Origin of the sequence: Peribacillus sp. RS7 (assembly GCF_041956845.1) — a bacterium.
Lineage (GTDB): Bacteria > Bacillota > Bacilli > Bacillales > DSM-1321 > Peribacillus.
The window spans coordinates 699250-722985 of sequence record NZ_CP168135.1 but is presented as its reverse complement, the minus strand read 5'-3'; the positions used below and the strand labels follow the sequence as shown (position 1 = coordinate 722985).

General features: G+C 41.6%; 24 protein-coding genes and 1 riboswitch. Of the genes, 13 read left to right on the top strand and 11 right to left on the bottom strand.

Annotated elements, in window-relative coordinates; genetic code table 11:
• Nucleotides 1–119 precede the first annotated feature (119 nt).
• The 5 genes from ACDZ29_RS03710 to ACDZ29_RS03690 all read left to right on the top strand — a co-directional run bounded on the left by ACDZ29_RS03710 (nucleotide 120) and on the right by ACDZ29_RS03690 (nucleotide 7743).
• Complete coding sequence (locus tag ACDZ29_RS03710; protein WP_375091092.1) at nucleotides 120–1757, top strand: spore germination protein; 1638 nt, start codon at nucleotides 120–122, stop codon at nucleotides 1755–1757.
• The gene (locus tag ACDZ29_RS03705; RefSeq protein WP_375089932.1) at nucleotides 1747–2970 is read left to right on the top strand and encodes a Ger(x)C family spore germination protein; all 1224 of its coding nucleotides are present in this window, start codon (nucleotides 1747–1749) and stop codon (nucleotides 2968–2970) included. Before ACDZ29_RS03710 ends, ACDZ29_RS03705 begins: the two co-directional genes overlap by 11 nt.
• A gap of 21 nt (nucleotides 2971–2991) precedes the next feature.
• Nucleotides 2992–4110, top strand: a complete 1119-nt coding sequence (locus ACDZ29_RS03700; RefSeq protein ID WP_375089930.1) for a GerAB/ArcD/ProY family transporter — start codon at nucleotides 2992–2994, stop codon at nucleotides 4108–4110.
• A gap of 19 nt (nucleotides 4111–4129) precedes the next feature.
• Complete coding sequence (locus ACDZ29_RS03695; RefSeq protein ID WP_289326144.1) at nucleotides 4130–4360, top strand: hypothetical protein; 231 nt, start codon at nucleotides 4130–4132, stop codon at nucleotides 4358–4360.
• A 173-nt stretch (nucleotides 4361–4533) separates the two neighbouring features.
• Nucleotides 4534–7743, top strand: a complete 3210-nt coding sequence (locus tag ACDZ29_RS03690) for an SNF2 helicase associated domain-containing protein (protein ID WP_375089928.1) — start codon at nucleotides 4534–4536, stop codon at nucleotides 7741–7743.
• Between the two features lie 133 nt (nucleotides 7744–7876).
• Here ACDZ29_RS03690 and ACDZ29_RS03685 read toward each other — a convergent pair whose 3' ends face one another.
• From ACDZ29_RS03685 to ACDZ29_RS03675, 3 genes are all read right to left on the bottom strand, one after another.
• The gene (locus ACDZ29_RS03685; protein ID WP_289326142.1) at nucleotides 7877–8062 is read right to left on the bottom strand and encodes a hypothetical protein; all 186 of its coding nucleotides are present in this window, start codon (nucleotides 8060–8062) and stop codon (nucleotides 7877–7879) included.
• A gap of 106 nt (nucleotides 8063–8168) precedes the next feature.
• Nucleotides 8169–8483 (bottom strand): DMT family transporter, encoded by a 315-nt coding sequence (locus ACDZ29_RS03680; protein WP_375089927.1) that lies wholly within the window; start codon nucleotides 8481–8483, stop codon nucleotides 8169–8171.
• The gene (locus ACDZ29_RS03675; protein WP_289326140.1) at nucleotides 8483–8824 is read right to left on the bottom strand and encodes a multidrug efflux SMR transporter; all 342 of its coding nucleotides are present in this window, start codon (nucleotides 8822–8824) and stop codon (nucleotides 8483–8485) included. The genes ACDZ29_RS03680 and ACDZ29_RS03675 overlap by 1 nt, the downstream gene beginning before the upstream one ends.
• A gap of 73 nt (nucleotides 8825–8897) precedes the next feature.
• A riboswitch (guanidine-I (ykkC/yxkD leader) is annotated at nucleotides 8898–8998 on the bottom strand.
• A gap of 205 nt (nucleotides 8999–9203) precedes the next feature.
• Here ACDZ29_RS03675 and ACDZ29_RS03670 point away from each other — a divergent pair.
• Nucleotides 9204–9440: a hypothetical protein gene (locus tag ACDZ29_RS03670; protein WP_289326139.1), complete on the top strand. Its 237-nt coding sequence runs from the start codon at nucleotides 9204–9206 to the stop codon at nucleotides 9438–9440.
• A gap of 54 nt (nucleotides 9441–9494) precedes the next feature.
• Here the strand turns inward: ACDZ29_RS03670 and ACDZ29_RS03665 are convergent, their stop codons facing one another.
• Nucleotides 9495–10481 (bottom strand): multidrug resistance efflux transporter family protein, encoded by a 987-nt coding sequence (locus ACDZ29_RS03665; RefSeq protein WP_375091091.1) that lies wholly within the window; start codon nucleotides 10479–10481, stop codon nucleotides 9495–9497.
• 502 nt (nucleotides 10482–10983) lie between these two features.
• On the opposite strand from ACDZ29_RS03665, the gene ACDZ29_RS03660 reads away from it, so the two are divergent.
• On the top strand, nucleotides 10984–11265 hold the full coding sequence (locus ACDZ29_RS03660) for an AbrB/MazE/SpoVT family DNA-binding domain-containing protein (RefSeq protein WP_289315227.1): 282 nt from the start codon (nucleotides 10984–10986) through the stop codon (nucleotides 11263–11265).
• 52 nt (nucleotides 11266–11317) lie between these two features.
• Here the strand turns inward: ACDZ29_RS03660 and ACDZ29_RS03655 are convergent, their stop codons facing one another.
• The 4 genes from ACDZ29_RS03655 to ACDZ29_RS03640 form a co-directional block, all read right to left on the bottom strand.
• Nucleotides 11318–11755, bottom strand: coding sequence for a GNAT family N-acetyltransferase (locus tag ACDZ29_RS03655; RefSeq protein WP_289315228.1), 438 nt, complete (start codon nucleotides 11753–11755; stop codon nucleotides 11318–11320).
• A 517-nt stretch (nucleotides 11756–12272) separates the two neighbouring features.
• Nucleotides 12273–13418 (bottom strand): Ger(x)C family spore germination protein, encoded by a 1146-nt coding sequence (locus ACDZ29_RS03650; protein ID WP_370016137.1) that lies wholly within the window; start codon nucleotides 13416–13418, stop codon nucleotides 12273–12275.
• Between the two features lie 3 nt (nucleotides 13419–13421).
• Complete coding sequence (locus ACDZ29_RS03645) at nucleotides 13422–14906, bottom strand: spore germination protein (protein ID WP_375089925.1); 1485 nt, start codon at nucleotides 14904–14906, stop codon at nucleotides 13422–13424.
• A complete protein-coding gene (locus tag ACDZ29_RS03640; RefSeq protein WP_375089924.1) occupies nucleotides 14881–15981 on the bottom strand; it encodes an endospore germination permease in 1101 nt (366 codons plus the stop codon). Before ACDZ29_RS03640 ends, ACDZ29_RS03645 begins: the two co-directional genes overlap by 26 nt.
• Nucleotides 15982–16215: 234 nt before the next feature.
• On the opposite strand from ACDZ29_RS03640, the gene ACDZ29_RS03635 reads away from it, so the two are divergent.
• From ACDZ29_RS03635 to ACDZ29_RS03615, 5 genes are all read left to right on the top strand, one after another.
• Nucleotides 16216–16734 carry a YfiT family bacillithiol transferase gene (locus tag ACDZ29_RS03635; RefSeq protein WP_375089922.1) on the top strand — a complete coding sequence of 173 codons (519 nt, stop codon included), beginning with the start codon at nucleotides 16216–16218 and terminating at the stop codon, nucleotides 16732–16734.
• Nucleotides 16735–16770: 36 nt separating this feature from the next.
• Nucleotides 16771–17283, top strand: a complete 513-nt coding sequence (locus ACDZ29_RS03630) for a GNAT family N-acetyltransferase (RefSeq protein WP_375089921.1) — start codon at nucleotides 16771–16773, stop codon at nucleotides 17281–17283.
• A 23-nt stretch (nucleotides 17284–17306) separates the two neighbouring features.
• Nucleotides 17307–17792 carry an SRPBCC family protein gene (locus ACDZ29_RS03625; protein ID WP_375089920.1) on the top strand — a complete coding sequence of 162 codons (486 nt, stop codon included), beginning with the start codon at nucleotides 17307–17309 and terminating at the stop codon, nucleotides 17790–17792.
• A gap of 602 nt (nucleotides 17793–18394) precedes the next feature.
• Nucleotides 18395–19645: an MFS transporter gene (locus ACDZ29_RS03620; protein ID WP_289326132.1), complete on the top strand. Its 1251-nt coding sequence runs from the start codon at nucleotides 18395–18397 to the stop codon at nucleotides 19643–19645.
• A 192-nt stretch (nucleotides 19646–19837) separates the two neighbouring features.
• Nucleotides 19838–20035, top strand: a complete 198-nt coding sequence (locus tag ACDZ29_RS03615) for a hypothetical protein (RefSeq protein WP_289326131.1) — start codon at nucleotides 19838–19840, stop codon at nucleotides 20033–20035.
• Nucleotides 20036–20877: 842 nt separating this feature from the next.
• Here ACDZ29_RS03615 and ACDZ29_RS03610 read toward each other — a convergent pair.
• Nucleotides 20878–21291 carry a HesB/IscA family protein gene (locus ACDZ29_RS03610; protein WP_375089919.1) on the bottom strand — a complete coding sequence of 138 codons (414 nt, stop codon included), beginning with the start codon at nucleotides 21289–21291 and terminating at the stop codon, nucleotides 20878–20880.
• A gap of 365 nt (nucleotides 21292–21656) precedes the next feature.
• Here ACDZ29_RS03610 and ACDZ29_RS03605 point away from each other — a divergent pair, with 365 nt between their 5' ends.
• A complete protein-coding gene (locus ACDZ29_RS03605) occupies nucleotides 21657–22859 on the top strand; it encodes an NlpC/P60 family protein (RefSeq protein WP_375089918.1) in 1203 nt (400 codons plus the stop codon).
• A 5-nt stretch (nucleotides 22860–22864) separates the two neighbouring features.
• Here the strand turns inward: ACDZ29_RS03605 and ACDZ29_RS03600 are convergent, their stop codons facing one another.
• Both ACDZ29_RS03600 and ACDZ29_RS03595 read right to left on the bottom strand, forming a co-directional pair.
• Complete coding sequence (locus tag ACDZ29_RS03600; protein ID WP_375089917.1) at nucleotides 22865–23497, bottom strand: poly-gamma-glutamate hydrolase family protein; 633 nt, start codon at nucleotides 23495–23497, stop codon at nucleotides 22865–22867.
• Between the two features lie 83 nt (nucleotides 23498–23580).
• Nucleotides 23581–23730, bottom strand: coding sequence for a CapE family protein (locus tag ACDZ29_RS03595; protein WP_375089916.1), 150 nt, complete (start codon nucleotides 23728–23730; stop codon nucleotides 23581–23583).
• Nucleotides 23731–23736 lie beyond the last annotated feature (6 nt).

The following is a 23736-nucleotide window of genomic DNA, read 5'->3' as shown; positions in this document are numbered from 1 at the left end:
ACCAAAGGCTGTCATTGCGACAGCCTTTTTCTTATGGAAGGAAGAAGGCAGAACTCAGAATAAAGGGGGAATGGTTTGGACAAAATGAGTGAAACGAAAAAGGAATGAGGTTCGGTGCTATGGCTTCTTTTTTCAAACAAAAAAGACAAATGAAGCAACGTGAAAAGAAAAAGGAAGATGAAAGTCAATCCAAAAGCAAAACGCCTGATTATATAGGAAATTCCATTGCAGCAAATCTGGAAATCGTGAAGAAAAAGACGGGAAACAGTCCGGACATTATTATCCGAACGTTGAAAATCGGTCAAAATCCGGAGATAAAAACGACTATTTTGTATGTGCAGGGTCTGATAGATAATCCAAGCGTTACGGACTTTTTAATTGAGTCAATCATGAAAAATCCTCATCTATCAGAAAAAATACTTCCACAAGAAGCGTTGGATATAATCACGGAAGACGTGGTTTCTCTCGGTGGTGTAGAAACAGTCAAGGACTGGGGAAAATTGTTTTTGTCATTATTATCAGGGGACAGCATCATTTTTGTTGATGGTATCAACATCGCCCTGGTTGCCAGTACAAAAGGGGGAGAGCGGCGCTCGATTCAGGAACCGAGCACGCATTTGACTGTCCGGGGATCAAGAGAAGGGTTTACGGAATCGAATGGAACAAACATCGCCATGTTACGCCGGATCATCAATACCCCTGATTTATGGATAGAGTCGATGAAAATAGGCACGGTGACAAAAACCGACGTTTCCATCATGTATATAAATGGAATTGTCAAAGAAGGGATTGTCGAGGAGGTCAAGAAGCGCTTAAATCGAATTAACATCGATAGCATTCTTGAATCAGGATATATTGAACAATTGATAGAAGACCAGGTCATGACCCCATTCCCAACCCTTAACCATACAGAAAGACCGGATATGGTCGCAGGAAATCTTCTGGAAGGAAGAGTGGCGATATTCGTTAATGGAACGCCTTTCGTCTTGGTAGCCCCGGCCTTATTTGTACAGTTTTTTCAATCTGTCGAAGACTACTATAATCGCTTCGACATTGCTTCTGCCACACGTTTTTTACGGATCATCGTTTTCATTATTTCTATAGTCGGGCCGGCTGTCTATGTTGCAGCCACGACTTTTCATCAGGAAATGATCCCAACGAAGTTGCTGGTCATTGTAGCGGCCCAAAGGGAAACGGTTCCTTTGCCTGCCGTCATTGAAGCGCTTCTCATGGAAATGACCTTTGAAATATTACGGGAAGCAAGTCTTCGGATGCCAAAGGCTGTTGGTTCGACGATGTCCATTGTCGGAGCATTGGTCATCGGGCAGGCGGCAGTCCAGGCTGGTATCGTATCGCCGGCAATGGTCATCATCGTCTCAATTACGGCGATTGCCAGTTTTGCAACCCCTTCTTATTCCATAGCCATATCTGCCCGTATCGTGCGCTTCGGATTTATCATTTGTGCCGGAACTTTAGGTTTTTATGGCATGATTTTGGCCTTTATCGTGCTCATTGTCCATTTATGCAGCCTCCGTTCATTCGGTGTTCCTTATATGTCACCGCTCGCCCCTCTGAATCCGGAAGGGTTGGGCGACACATTCTTCAGAAGACCTATGTGGGCCTTTAAGGAAAGGCCAAAATTTTTAACCAACGAAAATAATCTGATAAGGGAAGGCGAAAATCAAAGACCCCTGCCTCCTGAATCGCGCGGAATGAAAACAGCTGACGAGAAAAAAGGTGAAGGCAATGAATCGTAAAAAGCTAATTCTGTTCTTGATGTTGATCTGTACCACATTCACCACCGGCTGTTGGGATAAAACAGAGTTAAACGAAATGGCCATCGTCTCGGCAGTTGGACTCGATAGAAATAAAGAAGGAAAGTTAGTGGGAACGTTCCAAATCATTAATCCAGGCAATGTAGCGGGAGCTCTTCAGGGCGGCGGCGGAACAAATCCACCGATATCCATTTATAGGGCCACCGGAGATAATGTGCTTGAACTGGATAGTCTCGCTTCAACCAAGATTTCACGAGATATGTATTTTGCCCATGCCAACCTGATTGTCATAGGTGAGGAACTAGCAAAAGAAGAGGGCCTCAACGATATTTTCGACGCATTTGAGCGCTCACCGGAATTCAGGGCAACTACGAGGATCGTGATTGCCCGGGGTGTGAAAGCAAGGGATATTGTCGAAACGTTAACCGCAATCGATAAGGTATCTGCTGAGAAAGTCATTAAAACGATTGAAACCACTGAAAAAACCCAGGGGAAAAATATTAGCATCAATCTCCAAGAAGTAATCAAGAATCTGCTTAGTACCGGAAAAGAACCGATAATAAGTGGTTTTACCGTGAAAGGAAACACAGGTAAAGAGGATAAAATGGAGAATACCATGTCCTCGGATATTGAGGCAAACCCTAATGCAGTAGGGATAGGTGTTTTTAAAGATGGCAAATTGATTGACTGGCTGGATGGCGATAAGGCAATAGGATCAATGTGGGTATTGGATAGGATCGAAAGTACCAATTTAAACCTTGATTGGGAGGGTGAAAAAGACGCAATCACCTATCAGGTTATTCGCCAAAAAACCAACGTCGGAGCAAAATTGGTAAACGGCAAACCGAAAATATCGATAAAGGTCCGTGCAGAAGGCGATATCCGAGAGGTGAATGTTCCTTTGAATCTAACCGATACGCATGTTCTGATAGATATTGAAAAGAAGTTAGCGAAAGACGTGAAGAAGGAGATGGAAGTCGCGATCGTTCGGGCACAGAAAAATAAATCCGATATTTTTGGCTTTGGTGAAATCCTGCATGAATCCCACCCTAAAGAATGGAAGAAAATCGAAGAAAACTGGGACGATGTTTCTTTTCCTAAGCTCGAAGTAGATGTGCAGGTAGAGACTTTCATTCGCCGTACCGGATTACGTAATAAGCCATTTCTTTCAAATTTAAAAAAGAAAGATCAATAATGGAAAGGAAGTGGCATCCTCATGGAAAAGGCACAAATCAGCGGTTACCAGCTGTTCGTCCTTATTTTCCTGTTTGAAATGGGCAGTGCACTTTTGGTTCCGCTTGCAGGTGAAGCCAAGCAGGCTGCTTGGCTAGTCATCCTTATTGCGATGATAGGCGGATTTTTATTATTTTTCATTTATTATGGCCTTTTTCAATACTACCCTGATCAGCTGTTAACAGAGTTTGTAAAACATATATTGGGGAATTTTCTAGGCAGGATCGTAGCTTTTCTATACATCCTTTATTTCATCTATCTTGCTGCAAGGGTGCTGAGGGATTTCGGAGATACACTGCTTACTTTTGCCTATCCTCATATTCCGTTATTTGTAGCGAACGCTGTATTCATTTTAGTCGTGGTGTATACGGTCCGTAAAGGGATAGAAGTATTGACGAGGACGGGGGAACTATTCTTTGTCTTGGAGAATTTACTTTTAATGACCTTCATGCTTCTGATTATTGCTTCAGGCATGATCCATTTAAACAACTTAAAACCCATTTTTGAAATCAGCGGGACAGAGATGATGAAAATGGGTTTCACTAAAACCGTTTTCTTTCCATTTGGCGAGATCATAGTGTTTTTAATGATTTTTCCTTATTTGAACGAACCTCAGCGACTGAAAAAAATTGGGATAGGGGGCTTGGCGACAAGCGGTATTTTTCTCGCGATAATAATGGCTGTGAATATTGCTGTACTTGGGGTGGACCTTACGACACGTTCGCAATACCCTCTTCTTACCCTCATTCAGTCAATAGAGGTCGCTGGCTTTCTTGAACGTCTCGATGTGTACTTCTTGTTTTTGTTGATGATTGGCGGGTTCATCAAGATAAGTGTATTTACTTATGTAGCGGTAACGGGTACGGCGAATGTTTTCAATGTTAAACAGCCCTCCAGACTTGCATACCCTGTTGGCATGGTCATTTTATTGATTTCGATTATTATGGCAAGCAGCTATACGGAACATATCCATGAAGGGCTAGATGCCGTACCAAATTACATCCATCTGCCATTTCAGGTGATCATCCCGTTGCTTCTCTTGATCATTGCCTTTTTTAAGAATCGAAAAAAAAGGAAGACAAGCACCAAAAAAAGTTCCTAAAAGGTGGAATTGATGAGAAATGAAAATGTTTGGTATTACAGTTTTGATCCTAGCCCCTTTAGTGGTCATATCTTTAGGTATGGATATATTATTGGGATTTGATTTGGATAATTCGATAAAGCATGCCTTTAACCCATTTTTGGTGAAGGACCCCGCTGAACTTATCCTTTTTCTCATTCTTCTTGCATTCCTTGTGTTCAGCTTCTTTTATCGAAAAAAAAAGAAAGGCAACACCAAAGGACAACAATGATGGTGCAAATTCCCCTTGCTGAAATAGAGATGAACTCCGAATATGGGAGTTTGTCTTTTTGCTTTTTTTACAACCTCGTAAACCCATTTCATAGTATGATGATGAAATGAGCTTTATTTTTCAGCGGAATGTAAAATCACTCAACAACAAAACCTCGGGAGGAGGACGGCAATTTGGATATCAAGTTGAATCAAAAAATCATAAAAGACATGTGCGGGGCCGTCTCCTTCAAAAGAGGGGAAGCTTTTCATCGTGCCAATAAAGTGACATTTGAAAGTTACCAGCCTGATGGTTGTGAAGCAACGGTTAAAGGAAAGGAAGACTTCCATGTCAAGATCGAAGTGGATGCTGTTGGCGGATTTCAGACGAAATGCAGCTGTCCTACGCTAGCTTCCTTCCAAAGGGATTGCCAGCATATTGCAGCCGTCCTGCTGTCGGTTTACGACCATCAGCGAGATGGATCGATAAATGTATCTCGTTCTGATGCTTCAGCCAATGATAAATTGTCAGAGGGCTTGCTGACCCTTTTCAATAATCAGCCTGTACGCAAAAGCGGTCATCAGCGCCACTTTGAAAAAAGAAAGATGATTGATGCAGAATTTACGTGTAAACCTGTAAGGATAGGCACGGATCAATATATGTTAGGAATGGAAATGAAAATCGGTTCTTTCAATGTAGCGAATGTCCGGGAATTCCTGAAGCGAGTAAAAGAAGGAAAACCTGCCCAAGTGTCCCTTGCATTTATATATGACCCGGAACTGCATTGTTTTCAGAACGAAATGGATTCCGTACTTCAGGAGCTTATTACAGTAGTATCGGATGAAAGAGTCTATGTTGACGCATTGGCGGACAAATCTGAATATACGTTGGACAAACACTTATTGCTTCTGCCTCCATCTTCTTTTCAAAGGCTTGTCCCCATCCTTGAAAGAGCACCATTGGTAAAGCTATCCCATGGGAGCCATACATTCAATGGTTTTCGTTTATCCAGCGGATCGCTTCCTTTACAGTTTGACTTTACCGAAAGCGAGGGAAAAGGTTATCAACTGAATATTAAAGGGTTGAATGAGATGATCGTCATGAATGCATATAAAATGGTTCTATTCGAAGGGAATTTGGTTCAGCTCGAAAACGAGGATTGCCAACGCCTTTCAGAATTGAAGCAAATGCTGGAGAATTCGGGCATGAATCGAATTCCAATCCATCATGACCAACTGGAATTATTCCTCGACAAAGTGGTGCCAGGTTTGAAAAGACTAGGTGAAGTCCGTATAGCAAGGTCCATCACCGAATTGTTTTTGAAGACACCGCTGGTTGCAAAGCTATTCTTGGATCGAGTGAAAAACAGACTGCTTGCGGGGCTGGAATTCCACTATGAAAATATCGTGATCAACCCTTTGGAAAAACAGGAATCCAAGGCAGTCTCCATGCTCATAAGGGATGTAGAGAAGGAAGCTGAGATACTAAAGCTTATGGAGGATAGCCTGTTTGCCAAGACTGATGGCGGCTATGTCTTGCATAACGAAGAGTTGGAGTATGAGTTTTTGTACCATATCGTTCCGAAACTTCAAAAGCTGGTACAAATCTATGCTACGACCGCTGTAAGAAACCGGATTTCCCGTGGGAATGCTGCACCGCGCATTAGGGTGAAAATCAAAAAAGAACGGACTGATTGGCTGGAATTCAAATTTGAAATGGATGCGATTCCCGATAAACAAATACGTGAGGTCTTAGCAGCGCTTGAAGAAAAAAGGAAGTATTATCGTTTAAGGAATGGATCGCTGCTTTCCCTTGAAACAAGGGAGTTCGAGGAAATCAATCGGTTTCTGAATGCACTTCCCGTTCAGGATGAAAACCTGGAAAGCAGTCTGAACATGCCAATCGTAAAAGGGCTGCAACTCCTTGATTCCGTGAATGATAGCCAGACATTCACAATGGAGGAATCATTCCGTCAGTTTTTGGATAACATCAGGAATCCGGGTGCCTTGGAGTTCGAGGTGCCAAATAGTCTGGGACCGATCTTGCGTGATTATCAAAAAAACGGCTACAAATGGATGAAAATACTTGCCCAATACGGTTTTGGCGGGATACTTGCTGATGATATGGGACTGGGAAAAACACTGCAAAGCATCACGTTCATTTTATCGGAGCTGCCTGACATCAGGAAGAAAAGGGTACCTGCGCTTATTATCTGCCCATCATCATTAACCTATAATTGGCTGAGTGAATTCACTAAATTCGCTCCTGAAATACAAGCCGTCGTCGTGGATGGCCACAAATCGGAAAGGTCGAAGCTGCTTAAGGAAGTAATGGACGTGGATGTAGTGATCACCTCTTATCCATTGCTCCGGAAGGACATCACGTGGTTTGAAAACGAGGAATTCCATACGGTGTTTTTCGATGAGGCACAGGCCTTTAAGAATCCGGGGACACAAACTGCACGAGCGGCCAAGAAGATAAAAGCGGCCCATCGCTTCGCGTTGACCGGTACGCCCATCGAGAATTCACTAGAAGAGCTCTGGTCCCTTTTTCACGTGGTATTCCCTGAACTATTCATGGGGTTAAAGGAGTATAGTAACCTCTCAAGGAAGAAGATTTCACGTAGGATCCGTCCATTTTTGCTGCGGAGAATGAAAGAGGATGTGCTTGCGGAACTTCCGGGAAAAATCGAGTCGCTTGAATCGATGGAACTGCTTCCTGATCAGAAGAAGCTGTACGCCGCCTATCTGGCGAAGCTGCGGCATGATACACTGAAACACCTGGACAAGGATACACTCCGGAAAAATCGGATCAGGATCCTCGCTGGCCTGACCCGACTCCGGCAGATTTGCTGTCACCCCGCCTTGTTTGTGGACGGTTATAAAGGTAGCTCGGCAAAATATGAGCAGCTGATGCAAATTGTTGAGGAATCGAAGCTTTCCGGAAGACGGGTGCTGATTTTCTCGCAATTTACAAAAATGCTGCAAATTATCGGCAGGGATTTGGCTATTAAAGGACAGCCCTTTTTCTACTTGGATGGACAAACCCCATCAAAGGAACGTGTGGAAATCTGCAATCGGTTTAATGCAGGAGAACGGGATATATTCCTTATTTCATTGAAAGCGGGCGGCACGGGTCTTAATCTTACGGGGGCCGATACAGTCATTCTATACGACCTTTGGTGGAATCCCGCAGTTGAAGAACAAGCTGCGGACCGTGCCCATCGAATGGGGCAGAAGAATGTGGTTCAGGTCATCAAACTTGTTGCCCGTGGCACAATCGAAGAAAAAATGAATGAACTGCAAGAGAAAAAGAGACACCTTATTGAAGAAATCATCGACCCTGATGAAAAGTCGTCATCTGCACTAACAGAAGAGGATATCAGGGAAATCTTGATGATATAGGGATAGGGCTGCCGTTTTCCTACAACTTTAAAAGATTGGGTAGCATATTGCCAGCCCAAGAAGGCCGCCAACTAATTGGCGGCCTATTATATAGAAGGGTAGCATGAATTCATATATCCGGGCAAACCAACAACTAAATCGATTTCTTCATGCCGCACTCCCTGCATTTACGAATATATACATAATCCTTGACCGAACTCTCGAACTGGGCTTTCCCGCAATTGTCACACCGTCCACTAACGATGTCAGGATGGTCATTGTAATCATAAATGATTGTGGTGTCATATTCCTTTTTTTCTTCTGGAATTTCTTCAGACAAAGTAAAATCACCTTCACTAATTTATTTAACTCATGTATCATACCAAAAATTCAATGGAGCAGGTAGGTGGTTTGCAATAAAAAGGGAATTCAGTGGGGTCGGTCACCTATGAAACCAGTTTTAATCCCACTGCCGCACCTAGGACCATGGCAATAAAAACGACCCTTCTCCAATCTTTGGATTCCCCATATAAGAGCATCCCGATAATCGCTCCGCCAGATGCGCCGATCCCTGTCCAGATTGCGTAAGCCGTCCCCATCGGCAAGGTTTGCATAGCATAAGCAAGAAATAGAAAACTTACTCCAAATCCGATGAATAACAGCAGCAAGGATTGCCAATTTCGGTCTTTATGCAATTTATTTATCATCGCAACCCCGAACATTTCGAATAGTCCCGCTAAAATTAAAGAAATCCAAGCCATTAGGATTCATCCCCTTCCTCGACCTTATCGTCAGTCACTAGTTTCAACCCGATTACCCCTGATAATAATAGGAGGATCAATAGCGTTTTGCTCAGTTTGAAAGATTCTCCGAAGAAAATGATTTCGGAAAGAACGGTTCCGGCCGTTCCCATACCTACAAAAACGGCATATACCGTTCCGACAGGGAGCCTCCTGCCAGCCATTATCATCATATAAAAACTGATGATGATGGAAATGACCGTTCCAGTCCACGTCCAAAAATCATCTGCATGTTTTAAGCCAATCACCCAAAAAACTTCAAAAAAAGCTGCAATGAACACTTTAATCCAATTTGCACTCATGAAAAATAACACCTCCAATTTTATTCTTTACAAAAAAAACAAAAAAAGCCAAAGAGATAACCGTTAAACAGTTTTCTCCCAGGCTTTTATCCTTCCGTGACACAGCAAGCTGTGAGTTTTCTCTCGGACCAGACCAGTAATTGGATATACTGCGGAACCCTAGAAAACATTTGAATTATGCAATTTACATTTCATTATACATACTTTTTGAATTAACTCAAGGTAAAAGTTTTGTCAACTCGAAAGCCCTTGATCCATCCATTCACCTTTTTGAGTCATGCCCAATTTGCCTAATATTCGCATTCGTCTTGTAACGTTTCCACTATGGATGACTTAATATATCCCAAGGTTTTTAGTTTAGATGGAATGAGGGCAAATCATGGCTCCTGAATATAACATCAGAAAAAATGCACAACATCTTTCTGAAAAGGAAAAAAGGAACTATATCAATGCGGTTTTGGAGTTAAAAGAAAAAGGTATATATGATCGGTACGTAGCGTGGCATGCTGCCGCAGGAAGGGTTCAAACCCCTCCCGTAAAGCGCCCGATAGCAGGGAACGCTCCAACAGAATCGACCCGCAGTAATAATGACCTGTCAATGGAAAAAAGAACCTAGTCTATACCAATAAAGGTACAGATTAGGTTCTTTTTTGACTTGCTATTCAGGCACTCACTGTCCGTTTCCGGGATGGACCTTCTTTTTATGTGATACATAGCTATGCAGGATCATTCCTATGATAACTACAAAGATGCCGAACCACGATAACGGAGAAGGGATCGGTAAAGATAGGAATAGTAATTCGCCAGCCAGGGCAAAAAGGACCTCCATCGACTGTGTAGCTTCGACTGAAGCTAATTTCTGCATATTTCCACTTACCAAATCGGTCGCTTTGAAAAAAAGGACCGTGGCAATGACACCTGAAAATAGTGCTACCAAAAGGGATTGGAAACTCTGCATCTTCGTCGGTGCCCCTACTGTGAAGAAACCGTACAATGAAAGCAGGAACCAGAATGGCAGGCTCGCCAAAGTCATTCCCAATACACGCTGGTAAGCATCTAAACGTCCTTCGGATACTTCCATCATTTTGCGATTCCCCAGGGGGTATGCAAACGAGGCGATGACGATGGGAATCACTCCCAACCAAAGATTGGCCATTGAAATGTGCTTGGTGTGTTCCAATTGCATCAGGATGATCCCAAGCAGAATGATCATCGACATGAGGAGGCCTTTCACAGATACCTTTCCTCTTTGCCTTTCGAGCCCATCTTTCGTTTGGACATTTTCAAAAAATAGCGGGGCAAGTAAAGCACCCGAAATGATCGTGATCTGCCAAGTGCCGGCGATTAGCCAGCCAGGTGAGTAGGCGGAAGCAAAGCATAAAGGAGCATAAAACAACCCGAATCCGACAAAACTCCAAAGCAACCAAGGCCCCGGCCGTTCTTTCATCACTCGTAAAAGGGGACGCAGGTTTTTTCTGCTTAATACGATACACAACAGGAAAGGCACCATAAAGATGTAACGCAGCGAAGCACTCCATATCCAACTTCCACCAGACAACTCCATGGCCTGATTTAAAACAAACGTAAACGCAAAAAAGAAAGCAGAACAAATACCTAATATAATCGGACGCAATTGACTCACCTCAATCTGTTTTATGAGCCAGTAATTAGCCAAACTCTGGAAGTGTGGCAATCGTTTCGGCTTTCCAAGTCTTAAAAAAGTTTAAAATACACTCATGTTCAACTGCGTCATAGGCAGAAGAATGAATTTTCGAAATATAATAAGCCATCAGTTTTAATTTTCCTTCAAATGTAAAAGAAAATCAACTGGATTCTTTTAGACTACTGAAATTCCATCTCCATGATTCGACATGGAATCGAAAGAATAGTTGTGGGAAATAAAATGGAAACGTTGTCATTTTCATGATCAAATTAACAATAAGTTCCATTAAATTAATCGAGAAACGGCGGTATGACGCGTTTTATAAAGGGTTTACTGTGAATTTATATAAAAATCATATAAAGGCAGATAATATATGAGGATACGAGAATTGACGAAAATGGTAGGGAGTGGTATCTTTATAGAAGTGCAAATAATGTCGAATGGTGACGAAACATATAGATGCAACATTCGAAAGAAAAATAGTGGGGTAAATTAAATGAAATCTACAGGTATTGTACGTAAAGTTGACGAATTAGGACGGGTAGTCATTCCAATTGAATTACGCCGTACATTAGGAATTAATGAGAAAGACGCCTTGGAGATCTATGTAGAACAAGAGCGCATCATTCTTCAAAAATATAAACCGAACATGACTTGTCAGGTAACAGGTGAAGTGTCAGATGACAATATGAAACTTGCTGCCGGAAAATTAATACTTAGCCCTGAAGGTGCCGAACTTCTAATTAAAGAAATTCAAGCCAGCATGGAAACTGTTTAATAAAATCATCCGGAGTGTAGGGAAAAGAAAATTTTCCCTGCACCTTTTTTAATTAAATGGCGAAATGATAAAAATGGTTCGATTCACGGACGAAACCAATTCTTTCGTAAAGTTTTTGTGCTTTTACATTATCTTTACCTGTCTCGAGCGAAACCCCTTTGGCACCTGTTTCCCGAGCAAAAGCGATGGCTGCGTTCAATAACTCCTCGCCAAATCCCTTTTTGCGGGCGGACTCCTTCACGAATAAATCATTCAATATCCATGAACGCATCATACTCACAGATGAAAAAGAAGGATATAATTGCACAAAACCAATAGGATTCCCTTCATCAAAGGCCATAAAAACGACAGACTCTCCATTTGTCAGCCTTTCTCTTAAAAATTCCCTTGCACGATCAGGATCAGATGTTTGCTCATAAAACACTCTGTATAAATCAAAAAGTTCTGTCAGAGATTCGAGCTCAAGTAATGTCGCTTTCTGAATGCTCATATTTGGAAACCTCCATTTTTAGAATACTCTTAATTTACCATTTGTTTCTGTTTAATGATATATTCAGGACCCAATTTTAGCGCCAAAATTCAGGATGGAGCCTCTAAAAGGATCCATCCTGAATTTTTTTATAATTAAGAGGGCTTTTAAACACAACTCGAGCAGTAAACTTGGGGGATATAAGCGTTACTCGTGAGTTTATAGCAAATACTCGTAAGTCTGGTTGATTTACTCGTGAAATTGGAGCAAATACTCGTGAGTTTGTTTGATTTACTCGTGAAATTGGAGCAAATACTCGTGAGTTTGTTCGACTTACTCGTGAATTGAGCATTTACTCGTTTGAATGAGCAGCAAACTCATGAGGTATAAGCGTTACTCGTAAGTTTGGTTGATTTACTCGTGAATTTGGTTGATTTACTCGTGAAATTGGAGCAAATACTCGTGAGTTTGGTCGATTTACTCGTGAATTGAGCATTTACAAATAAACAGGCTTTCAATCACCAATCCTTTTTTTTCCTTACTGCAATGGTTTAGCTTCTAAACCGCCTGTGTTAAGGATATGTACCTTTACGTTTATATCATGTATCGAATCCTTATCCAGGAAATCAGTCGGTTCTTTAATATGATTTTCTTGCCAGTATTTTGTCTCTTTGATATAAAGGATCTTGCCTAAGCTAAGTGGGTCTGCGTTCTTTTGAATTCCGGTTTGGAAGGTTGCTTGGATTTCTTTTTTTATTTGACTTTCGAATTTTCGTTTTATTTTATCGATATCCATTTGGGTATCAAGCCCAAGTATTCTACCTGATACGTCAACTTCAATATCGAATTTGTACTTTCCATCCTTGAGAACAGGCTTTATTTTATGGTGTGGATGGGAGAACGATGCATAGATGTCTTGCTTATTCATGATAATGTTTACGGGAGTTTTGTTGGTCCTTTTGGTGAGCCAGCGTACACCGCTCAGTTCCTTTTCAGAGAACCAGGGTTGGGACACTTTATAGTAAATGACAAATGCACCATCCATATAGAGGCTCTTTCTATTTTTATCTTTTTCTTTCCAAACTTTATCGTTCCAGGATATGGAGGGTAAGATGGTTGTAGATGCTTTTTCCCTCTGGTTAGAATAATACCTTTGGACCGTAATGGGTTCGATGTATGATCTGCTCCGATAGACATCCTCTGGTAAATATAATGTTGTGTATAAAGGCGACAAATTAAAATAACCATTAATGGAGAAGAGCTCATCCATGGAACTTTTTGTGCCAAAGATATTGGCTGAGTACCTAAGTAATTGGTTTCTGTATATATAATCCACAATTTCTGTGCTTTGCTGCTTCAAAACATTTTCACTGATGACAAATGTAGAAACATGGCCTATATAAAGAGACTGTTGAGTATCGCGCATTAGTTTATTAATGGCGATTGAGATGGAACCGCCTTTTTGTTTCCCTACATATACGGGAGGATTTTGCGTAGGCTTCGCCTCCGTTTTAGCTACCGCAGCGAAGTCTACAAGTTGCGTATAAACAATGTATTCCCCATCTTTGAAATCAATCCCGATGGCCGTTATATAATGAAAGTCCTGGATCGTTTTTTCATCCCAACAGCCTGAAAGTAAAAGGATTAAAGGTAGGGTCAACCAAATTTTACAGATGCGGAACATGCCTTACTGCCCCTTTCTGGTCTTATCATCTGCTGCCAAGGATCGTTTGCTTATGGAATTCCATGGCCTCTTTATGAATGAATCCAGGATTTTTGTGAATTTTGGTGGGTTCATTCCGCCAATATATGAAACCCCGAATGAATCAAGCCTGGATAGTAAAGTGACAATGGAAAGGAAACCGATTATCAAGCCGTAGATTCCATAAATGCAGCTAAGTAACAACACAAACATACGCAAAATCGTTACGGCGCCTGTTAAAGACTGGTTTACAAGGGTATAGGATGCGACAGAGGTCACTGCTGTTACCACAAGCATGGTTTGTGAGGTCAGCCCTGCTCTTATTGCGGCATCACCGACAATGAGACCACCTACAACTGCAACTGTCTGTCCAACCGCTTTAGGTAACCTGACTCCGGATTCACGGAATAATTCAAATAAAATGAGCATGAGAATGAATTCCATGGTGGCAGATAAGGGGAGCCCTAGCCTAGAAAGGGTAATGGTGGCTAGTAACGGAAACGGCACTTGTTCAATATTGAAAGCGGAAATGGATATCCAAAACCCCGGCAATAAAATCGTTATTCCAATCCCCAAAAAACGAAGAAGTCTCTCAAGGCTTACAAATAGATAAGGGAGATTCGAATCTTCCGCGGTTTTTATTTGCAATAGTAAGGTAGTAGGAGCCACGATTATAGTTGGCATCCCGTCCACGATTAGAATGAATCTTCCTTGATTGAGTGCTTCCACTACAAAATCAGGGCGACTCGTATAATGAGTGAGTGGAAATATACTATATTTACTGTTCGAGATCAACTCCTCCAATTGTTGACTGCTTACCAATATATCAATATCAATGTTATTAATTTTCGACCTTACATTTTTAACCAGTTCCTTATTGATGATGTCATCCATGTACATCAGTGCGACTTTCGTTTGACTGCGCCTGCCGACGATAAAGTCTTCATAGGCAAGCGATTTGGTTTTTAGCCGCTTTCTGATTAAAGCTGTATTGATGGATATGTCCTCGACAAATCCATCTCTTGGACCTCTTACCGAGACCTCGAAGGAAGACTCCTCAGGCTGCCGGTTCGGTACATTTGACAAATTTATTGAAAATAAATCTTGGGTTGATGGTATGAATAATAAGGCATTCCCGGAGAAAATCAGCTGTTGGACGCTATTGAATTCACTATCAATGGTTACTTTCCTCAGATCTATCAAGGGTTTTAACTTGTTTATAGCTTCTTCAGCATCGATTCTCTCATCCAATTCCATCATTTTGTTTAACTTTTCCAAAATCCCCTCGTTAAGTAAACTGATATCGGCCATACCCGAGCAATAAAAAATAAGGACAGGAATGGGTCTTTCGGTTTCTCCGATATAAATCGTGTCAAACATGATATCTGAGCTTGAACTGAATAACTCCCGAAATGTCTCCTCCCTTATTTCAGGCGAGTGTGGTTCATTTTTGGATCGTTTCATTCGCATGTCGTTTACCCTCCTTAGAACTGATGAAAGTGCCGATAAACAAAAGGGTGGACAAAAGTAACAGGAAATAAAAAGCGCCAGGATAGTAGAATGTCTGACTTACATGCAAGAACTTGAAATTACTGTAGGGTACGATGGAGATGACGACCATGAGAAAGCCTACAGCGAAAAGAATGCCGACCTTCATTTGGTTCGTTTTTCTATTAAAGACTTCCGTTATTAAGAATAAAGCCAGTGAAACACGGATATAGGCACCAGCAAGCCATTGATAAATGGAAAAGAAATCTGTATGTTCGATATATTTTCCAATTGTCAGCAGCCGCCACTGTTCATAGGCGGGGTACCTCATGGCTTCTGCTAAGGTGGGCCCGAACTCGGCGATAGCAGCTGTTAGTGGGCCCATAAGTAGAAACACTAAACCGAGACATAAGAAAACCAAAGATTTCCGACTGAACTTATCCGAAAGTTTTTCCTGAAAAAAAACGATTAAAATCAGTTCGGCAAGACCATAACCAGTATATTGAAAGGTTTTAACGCCATGGAAATAGCCAATCTCGAAAAGGGGAAGGAGGTGGCTGTAGTCTTTTGTCGGTATATTTCCGGTCGCAACGAAAATCCCAAGAATGACGACTATTGGTAATAATACAGAAGAGCAAATGGCGATGGAGCGCATACCTGAATGGGCAAGGAAGATGCATAGCAGTGTAAACGGAATGATAATGGCTAAACTTGGGGTTTCAAAAAGAAAGCTTGTAGTGATCCAATCAATCGTTTCCTTGGTCGTTGCCAATACAAGACTGATCAAATAAATCACAATAAAGAATAAAGCGATATTTTTAATGTGTTTCCCAAATCTATTTTCAAGCCAATCCGTCAAGGATTGATTATTCATATTCTTGATTATCCTCGATAATATGTAGACCCAAATCGGTATCATTCCAATAGTAAGGATGGAAAAAAACCAAGCGTCCCTTCCGCCGGTGGATAGGAGGAAAGGGATCAAAATAACGTGATCAAGAAGGCCGATTGATAAAAAGAAGATGCTAAGGGTTTGTATCGAACTAATTTTCTTCAAGATGATCCTATCCCCATTTCCATTGTTTAAAGATGGATTGATGCACATGGCATTCTTTTGTTATGGTTGCTAAATGTGGAAATAGTATACATGCTAATGATGTGGATTAATATTCCTGAGGATCAATGAAAACAGGATTGCAAAGCCAAGAATTGCCGGTAAAAAGGGTTTGTCTCAATCGATAAAGAATATATACTGGATGCTACTTTTATCGATCATCAAGGGGGAATGAAGATGGATTTAAGATACCCGATAGGAAAGTTTCAGTTTGACGGGGAAATTACTAATCTTGTGGCCGAGGGATGGATCAGGGAGATTGAAGCTTTGCCAGGGATGCTGAGGGAGACAGTGGGTAACATGGATGATGAACAGCTTGATACGGCTTATCGGCCTGGAGGATGGACGGTCCGCCAAGTGGTGCATCATGTTGCTGATAGTCATATGAATGCGTATATTCGCTTTAAATTGGCCCTTACGGAAGAAAGTCCGGTCATTAAGCCGTACGAAGAGGGGCGATGGGCAGAGATGTCTGATTATGATTTGCCGATTGAAATTTCTCTATCATTGCTCGAAGCCGTACATATCCGAATGTGCAAACTTTTATCGGGTCTTCATGCAGACGACCTGAGCCGAACATTCATCCATCCTGATTCGGGAGAGGTGACGGTCGGTGAAAATATAGGCATTTATGCATGGCATGGACGCCATCATCTTGCTCATATTACTTCTTTATCAAAGCTCCAGGGATGGTGAATATATATTGTATCTCCTGAAAGTGAGGTGAATACTGTGAGTTCTGATGTGAAAGTCGAACAATTAACATCGATCGGGCACCATCTTAATGAGCTTTCGGACCTTTTGATGCAAGTTGTGGAAGATGGCGCGTCGATTGGTTTTTTGCCTCCCATGAAACGGTCCGAGGCCATTGACTATTGGAAGAGTGTCATTAATCCTGATGTGATTCTATTTGTCGCTAAATTACATGGGAAGATTGCCGGGAGTGTACAGTTACATTTATGTACAAAGCGGAACGGCGGCCATCGGGCGGAAATCGCAAAATTAATGACGCATACTGGTCATAGGCGAAAAGGTATAGGCCGTTCACTCATGCACCAGGCTGAGGAGAGAGCCAAGCAAGAGGGTCGGAGATTATTGGTCCTTGATACAAGAGAAGGGGATCCTTCTAATTTCCTGTATAATTCATTGGGATATATTCAGGCAGGGAGCATTCCTGATTTTGCGAAATCTGCAAATGGTGAATTCCATCCGACCATTTTTTATTATAAAAATATGATTGGGTAACGAAATTGAATGGGGGAATCTACGTGCAAGCAGTAATCGAAAAAGAAGGTAAAGGAATCATCGCAAGATTCGATCGCCAGCTCCATCATTCGGTGGAAAAGGTATGGGGTGCTTTAACGGAGAATGATAAGGTGGAAAAGTGGATGTCCAACCTGGAAATGAAGGACCTTCGAAAAGACGGGACGATAAAATTCAATTTCAATGATGGGTCAGGGGAATCTTTTGATATGAAGATAAGGGATTTTCGGGAATCTGCCGTTTTAGATTTTGAATGGGGGGAAGGCTGGGTTCGTTTCGAGGTATCCCCTGAAAAGGATGGATGCTCATTAGTATTGAAAGAATCCATCACGCCGGTTAATGATCATACATCAAAAGATTTGGCAGGCTGGCATGTTTGCCTCGATATGTTAAGTGATTTACTGGATGGTCAATATCAGGACTTTCCAATGGATGAATGGGAAAAATGGCATAAGGAATATATCGTCGCCGTTAAACGTATTGGTGGATGAATGACATGCAGTTGGTTACATAAGACGGCCTTAAACCGAAGTGATGCTTCTGCGATGAAGGAAGTTTTTTATTGTTATTCCAGTTGGTGACATGTTAATATTATTTTAACTTTTAAGAAATGGAGGTTTTCCTTGTGACATTTATCAGACTGCGTTTCCTATCTTTGAACCGTTAATTGAATACGTTCAAGGGCTCTGCATGTCCGCAGGGTAAATGGGAATGGTCTGTCTATTTTTAAGGAAACCTCATTTTACGATTTGTGAAAAAAGTTGGGACGATTCTATCCTCTTTTTTTGCTGTCCAGCTGAAGCATAAAACCTTTGTGGATCAAGGGCTTTCGCTATTCAAGCTGGTTTTTAAAAAATAGAAAAGGATATTAAGGGGAGAAACTCCACTTATCCAAGACAGGTTATTTTGGATTCGTGTCATTTCTCCAATTAATTGACCAAACCGAAGGCCAGTGAGGGATTATTGTTTTCCGTGATGATCAGTTCCTCTCAGGTTTCCGTTAGATAGGTTTTTATCCATTTACTCTAAACACAGGCAGATAGCCTGTGTTTTTTTTGGGGCATTATTAAAAATAGAATGGGGTGTTTGTAAGATGGAATCATTAAATGAACAAGTAAAGGAAAAGTGGAAAAAGAATATCATTCTCTTTCTAGGCAGTCAGACCATATCGCTCTTTGGATCGTCATTGGTTCAGTATGCCATCATGTGGTATATCACATTGAATACACAGTCGGGTGTCATGATGACGATATCCATCGTTTGTGGTTTCGTGCCTACCTTTATACTATCGCCAATCGCGGGGGTATGGGCGGATCGCTACAATCGGAAGATGCTAATCATACTTTCGGATTCATTGATTGCCTTTTCAACCCTGATATTGGCCATCTTGTTTTTAATCGGATACGATGAGCTTTGGCTGCTTTTCGTCATGTCAGCCGTCCGCGCAATCGGAACTGGAATCCAAACTCCGGCTGTCGGGGCCATTCTTCCGCAGCTTGTGCCGGAGGATAAGCTTACTAAGGTGAACGGGACAAATGGAAGCATTCAAGCGCTCGTGATGCTCGTCTCCCCCATGGTGAGCGGAGCGCTGCTTACGATGGCTTCAATCGAAACCATTTTCTTCATAGATGTGATCACTGCTGCAATTGCCATCTTCACATTACTGGCATTTTTGAAAATTCCAGCCCATGCGAAGGCATTACAAAAGCAAACAACCAGCTATTTCACCGATTTGAAAGAAGGATTCAGTTATATCAGAAATCACGACTTTCTTAAGAAGTTCTTTGTTTTTTTCGCATTTTTCTTTGTGCTAGCCGCACCTGTTGCATTTCTTACACCGCTACAGGTCACACGCTCTTTCGGGAATGATGTTTGGCGGTTGACTGCGATAGAAATCACCTTTGCCATCGGTATGATGATAGGCGGGATTTTCATGGCTTCCTGGGGAGGCTTTAAAAATAAGATCCATACGATGACACTTGCGAGCCTTATGATCGGGGCCTGTACATTCGCGCTTGGAATCATCCCCGTTTTCTGGATTTACTTAATCATCATGGGAGTAGTCGGATTGGCGATGCCCATCTTTAATACGCCGTCCATGGTCTTATTACAGGAGAAAGTCGAGGAGGATCTTCTCGGGAGGGTTTTCGGTGTTTTAGGGATGATCTCGACTTCGATGATGCCGCTGGGCATGCTTGTATTCGGACCGGTATCCGATATCATTAAAATTGAATGGCTGCTTATAGGAACTGGTGTATTGTTGTTCATTCAAGGTTTTTTCTTACTGGGAAGCAAAGTGTTGATCGAAGCTGGAAAACCGATTACGAAAGATTCCCCCGAGTAAAGGGTACACAGAACGCCTAGTCAGGATGAAGGACAGCGGTATTAGAGGGTTAGCTGAAAAGGACTTGTCTTAATGGGATGTTGTGAATATAAAAGGTTATTAGATAGTTGGCAGTGCTCTTGTGGAAAGGTAATTGGCGGATCGAGGTGGAATCTGCATGAAAGTCAACATTAGACCGGTAAGGGGGAAAAGATGAATTTTTTGGGGAAATTATTTAATTGGATGGTAGTTATCGGAATGATTCTGCTAATAGGGCGACTGGTTACGGTGGTGTTTTTATTTCTGGACATCCCATTCACGACTTTTTTTAAGGACTACAGTCTCATTTCAATCATCATTTTAATAATAGGGGCAATTGGTCAGCAATTCACCAAGCCGGATAAAAAGTAAAAAGGAGTTATCATCTTTCCTTCTCACGGAAATGATCAGCTTCGAGTTCAAAAGACCGGCATATTCTATTGTCGGTCCCAGAATGCAGTCAAACTCGATGAAATCGAGTTTGACTGCATTTTTTCATTTGGAAAACGTTTCAATTGTTTTCAGAAATCCGCTCCCTTTCGCCGATTGTCTGCCAAGCCTCCTCGCCGCAAGCGGCTAGCCAGTTATTCGGCAGGAGTGTCGCAAATTTCTTCAATTTAAAAGAAAAACAAAGTTGATTGGAACGGGTATGCGAGACTCCCGCGGAAAGCGAGTGCCCTTACGTTCCAATCACGTTTAAAATGTACTTCATTTTCTCGGATCATTTTCACTGGCATGCATTTCATGCATAATTACATTCATTCTGTTTTTCGCAGCTTACACAGTTAATAAATGATTTGGAGCATACGCTGGGGGAATTCCAGGTAAAGAACTAGGAATAACATAAGCGCTGCAAAAGGGGAGGCCACTAAATTGGTTTCCCCTTTTTTGTTGTATGGCCATTTTATCATTCTGCAGGCACTTAACCCTGATTCGCTGAACGTTGCATTTCTCTTTAGTGGATAAAATCACTAGAAATACAAAAGTACAATTTAGAGGGACTGGTCAAGTATCCATGCTTTTTTTACGAAGGGGAATAATATATAGGAATCGGACATGTAGGGTCCAATGGCTCAAGACCCAAAAGGCAGGACTATTTTTGGGTTTGTCATGACAAGGAGAGTCATACCAATAACATATTAAAGCGGTGTATATGCCATAGATTCATAGAAATGTGGGGAAGGCCATTTAAGCTTTCCCCTTGTTTACTTTTGCTAGATGATGGGTGATACCAATGGATTCGGGTTCCTGATCAAGAATCCATCGCCTTCGTAATCAATTTCCGTTTGATCTGTAAAATGGGAGTCCGATGGATCTATCAACATTTTTATATCATGTAAAATCAGTATTTTCTCGTGATCCTTTTTAGAGATTGCCAAACTTAATGTGTAGTTCATCTGGTTACAGCAAGGTCTGTTTATGCCAAACCTCACATACGTTTCCCCTCCCAAACTATGTTGCATATCTTTAATAGCCTGCTGGGCTTTCTCTGTCATTTTTATCAAGATGTTCACTCCAATATGGTTAGGCTCTTCATAGGGCACCCGTATATGTACAACTTTATCATGACCGGGAAAAAAACCGATAACATTCTTATCTTTAGATGTTTCTAATGTAACTTTACCCATATGATTGCACGATTAATAAATGAATAAATTGCGCTGTCCCATGATCTTCTTTGAATCTTCGATTTCCAAAAGTATATCCACTATCAACCTTTTTCTATCTCCATAACCTTACATTTAAAGGATAAATGCAAACAGTGGGTATAATGGTTTGTTTTTAGGTCGTTTGATAAACGATGGTCAATTAATAGGCTAAAGGTATCGGTTTATTCGCCGATAATACACTCGTGGTGAGCATTAAGGTATATTTCCATAGATTGATGATAGGGTAAAAGGTTTATATAGAACTGGTTCAGCTTCTTATAATGGAGTATTTATTGGAAAATCGTAAATTTTAAAATATTTGAGCGTATAAAGGAAGGGTTTAAATGTTTAAAGGGAAATTAAACGTTATAGTACTTACATTGGTATTCATGGTTAGTTTCACTTTTTTACCTGGTTTCAAGGCCGAGGCGGCAGATCGTGTGCATACTGTGATTTCTGGCGAATCGGTAGAATCGATTGCCGACACTTATGATATATCGGCGGAGCAATTAATGAAATCGAATGGTTTACCGGATGATAAGTTATTTGCGGGCCAAAAGTTGACGATCATTCTAACGGATTATACTCCTTCCATCTATCAATGGTCGGAGAGAGGAAAACAAGTAGCGAACTATGCGAAATCCTTTATAGGGTTTAAAAAGACAGCTGGAGAAGAGACGCCTGAAAAAGGGTTTGATTCGAGCGGATTGATTCATTGGGTGCTTTCCCAGCAAAATGTGCCGGTCGACCGTTTGACAGTAGATGGTTTTTATAAGCAAGGGATGGATACAGCCACTCCGAAAACTGGGGATATTATATTCTTTCTGGAAAAAGACAGCTTAAAAGTCGTGACTGCGGGTATTTATGTCGGCGAAAACCAATTTGTCAATTCTGGATATGGTGCAGAAACGGTTCAGGTGAGATCCACTACAGAAGATTACTTTGCAAAATACCAAGTGGCGTACAAAACATACACGCCTAAAGGGGAGCATATCGTCCAAACGGGAGAAACGCTTAATAGTATATCGGAGCATTACAGCATTTCCATGAGTACGATCAAAAGCCGTAACGCGTTAAGAACTGATGAGTTGATGAAAGGGCAGTATCTTCAACTATACAGCAACCCGTTATATCCGTTTTATGTAGACCAGGAGGCTGCCTATGATAAAGCATATGATGTCATCAAGTATGCATATACTTTACGCGGATTCACTTATGTTTTCGGGGGAGAAGATCCGATGATCGGAATGGACTGCAGCGGATTCATTTATTGGGTCATGAAGGAGCAGGGCCTATCAGTAAAACGAGATTCCGCAGCGGATTACTTCTCATTGGTGCCCAAAATCGAATATCCAAAGGCAGGGGATTTAGTATTTTTTAGGGACACAGGAACTAGGCTAGGTGTGACCCATGTAGGTATTTATCTAGGTGATGGCCGTTTTCTTAATACAACGGAAAACACCGGCGTTCATATTTCCAATCTTTCGTCAGGTTATTTTGCCGAGAAATTCGAAAGCTTCGGTCAAGTTGAAAGCCTCATCGACTAAAAAGATCATTCAATCTCTTTATATGCTAGAGTCGCTTTTTCAATGGCAGTAACGAACCGTTTAAAAAGAAGATCACATGGATTGACCCTGTTCTTACTAGTAAAGTCATCACCTTTGAAAAAGCTTTTTCTAAGCTTTGTGGAAAGTTCCAATTGCACGCCTGCACCCGTTTTGGATGTGTTGGTGATGTTGTTTCCTTTCATGCCTGAAAGGTGCTGCGGTGCATGATCAGTTTGAAATCCAGCTTTGTTGAGGTATTGCTGAATAAGGTTCTTATAGGGTTCGTTCCTTCCGCCAATGTAAACCAGCGCATTATGTACGTCGTAGTGGCCATGGATGGAAAGGGTGGTCTGTGCGTTCGCTGCCATTGAAACGCCGATCGGTTCATTGAACAAGCGGGATGTTATATGGAGGACCTGGTTGCCCCTTGGTTTAAGTCCTTCGAATAGATAGGTGCTTGCACAAAGTTTCTCTCCAAGTGCGGCTGCAATCTCGCTGGTTCCCGGTTCGATGTTCCCGCCATGTATGGCTAGAACTGCAATATCAGGATTCCTGTGATGAACGATGATGCGGTAATCGAGGTCTTCTTGTTCATTTTGCTGCAGTTCAAAAAAATCAGTATAGTTATTTTCAATCATGGTTATCCTCCATATCTCTAGTGTATTTAATCTTCCATACCGTTGACGGCAAAAATAAAAAAAGCGGGGATGCCCCAGCTTTTTTATTCTTCGACAGTCGTATATTGTTCTATTTTCTTTTGCTCGTCGGGTGTTAAAGTTTCTGTCCGTTTAAACGTATTCATGGTCACAAGCAGGGCTGCTACAAGAAGAACAGGTATAACCCAGCTTGTTATTTTTTTTGCGATATTCATATTCAA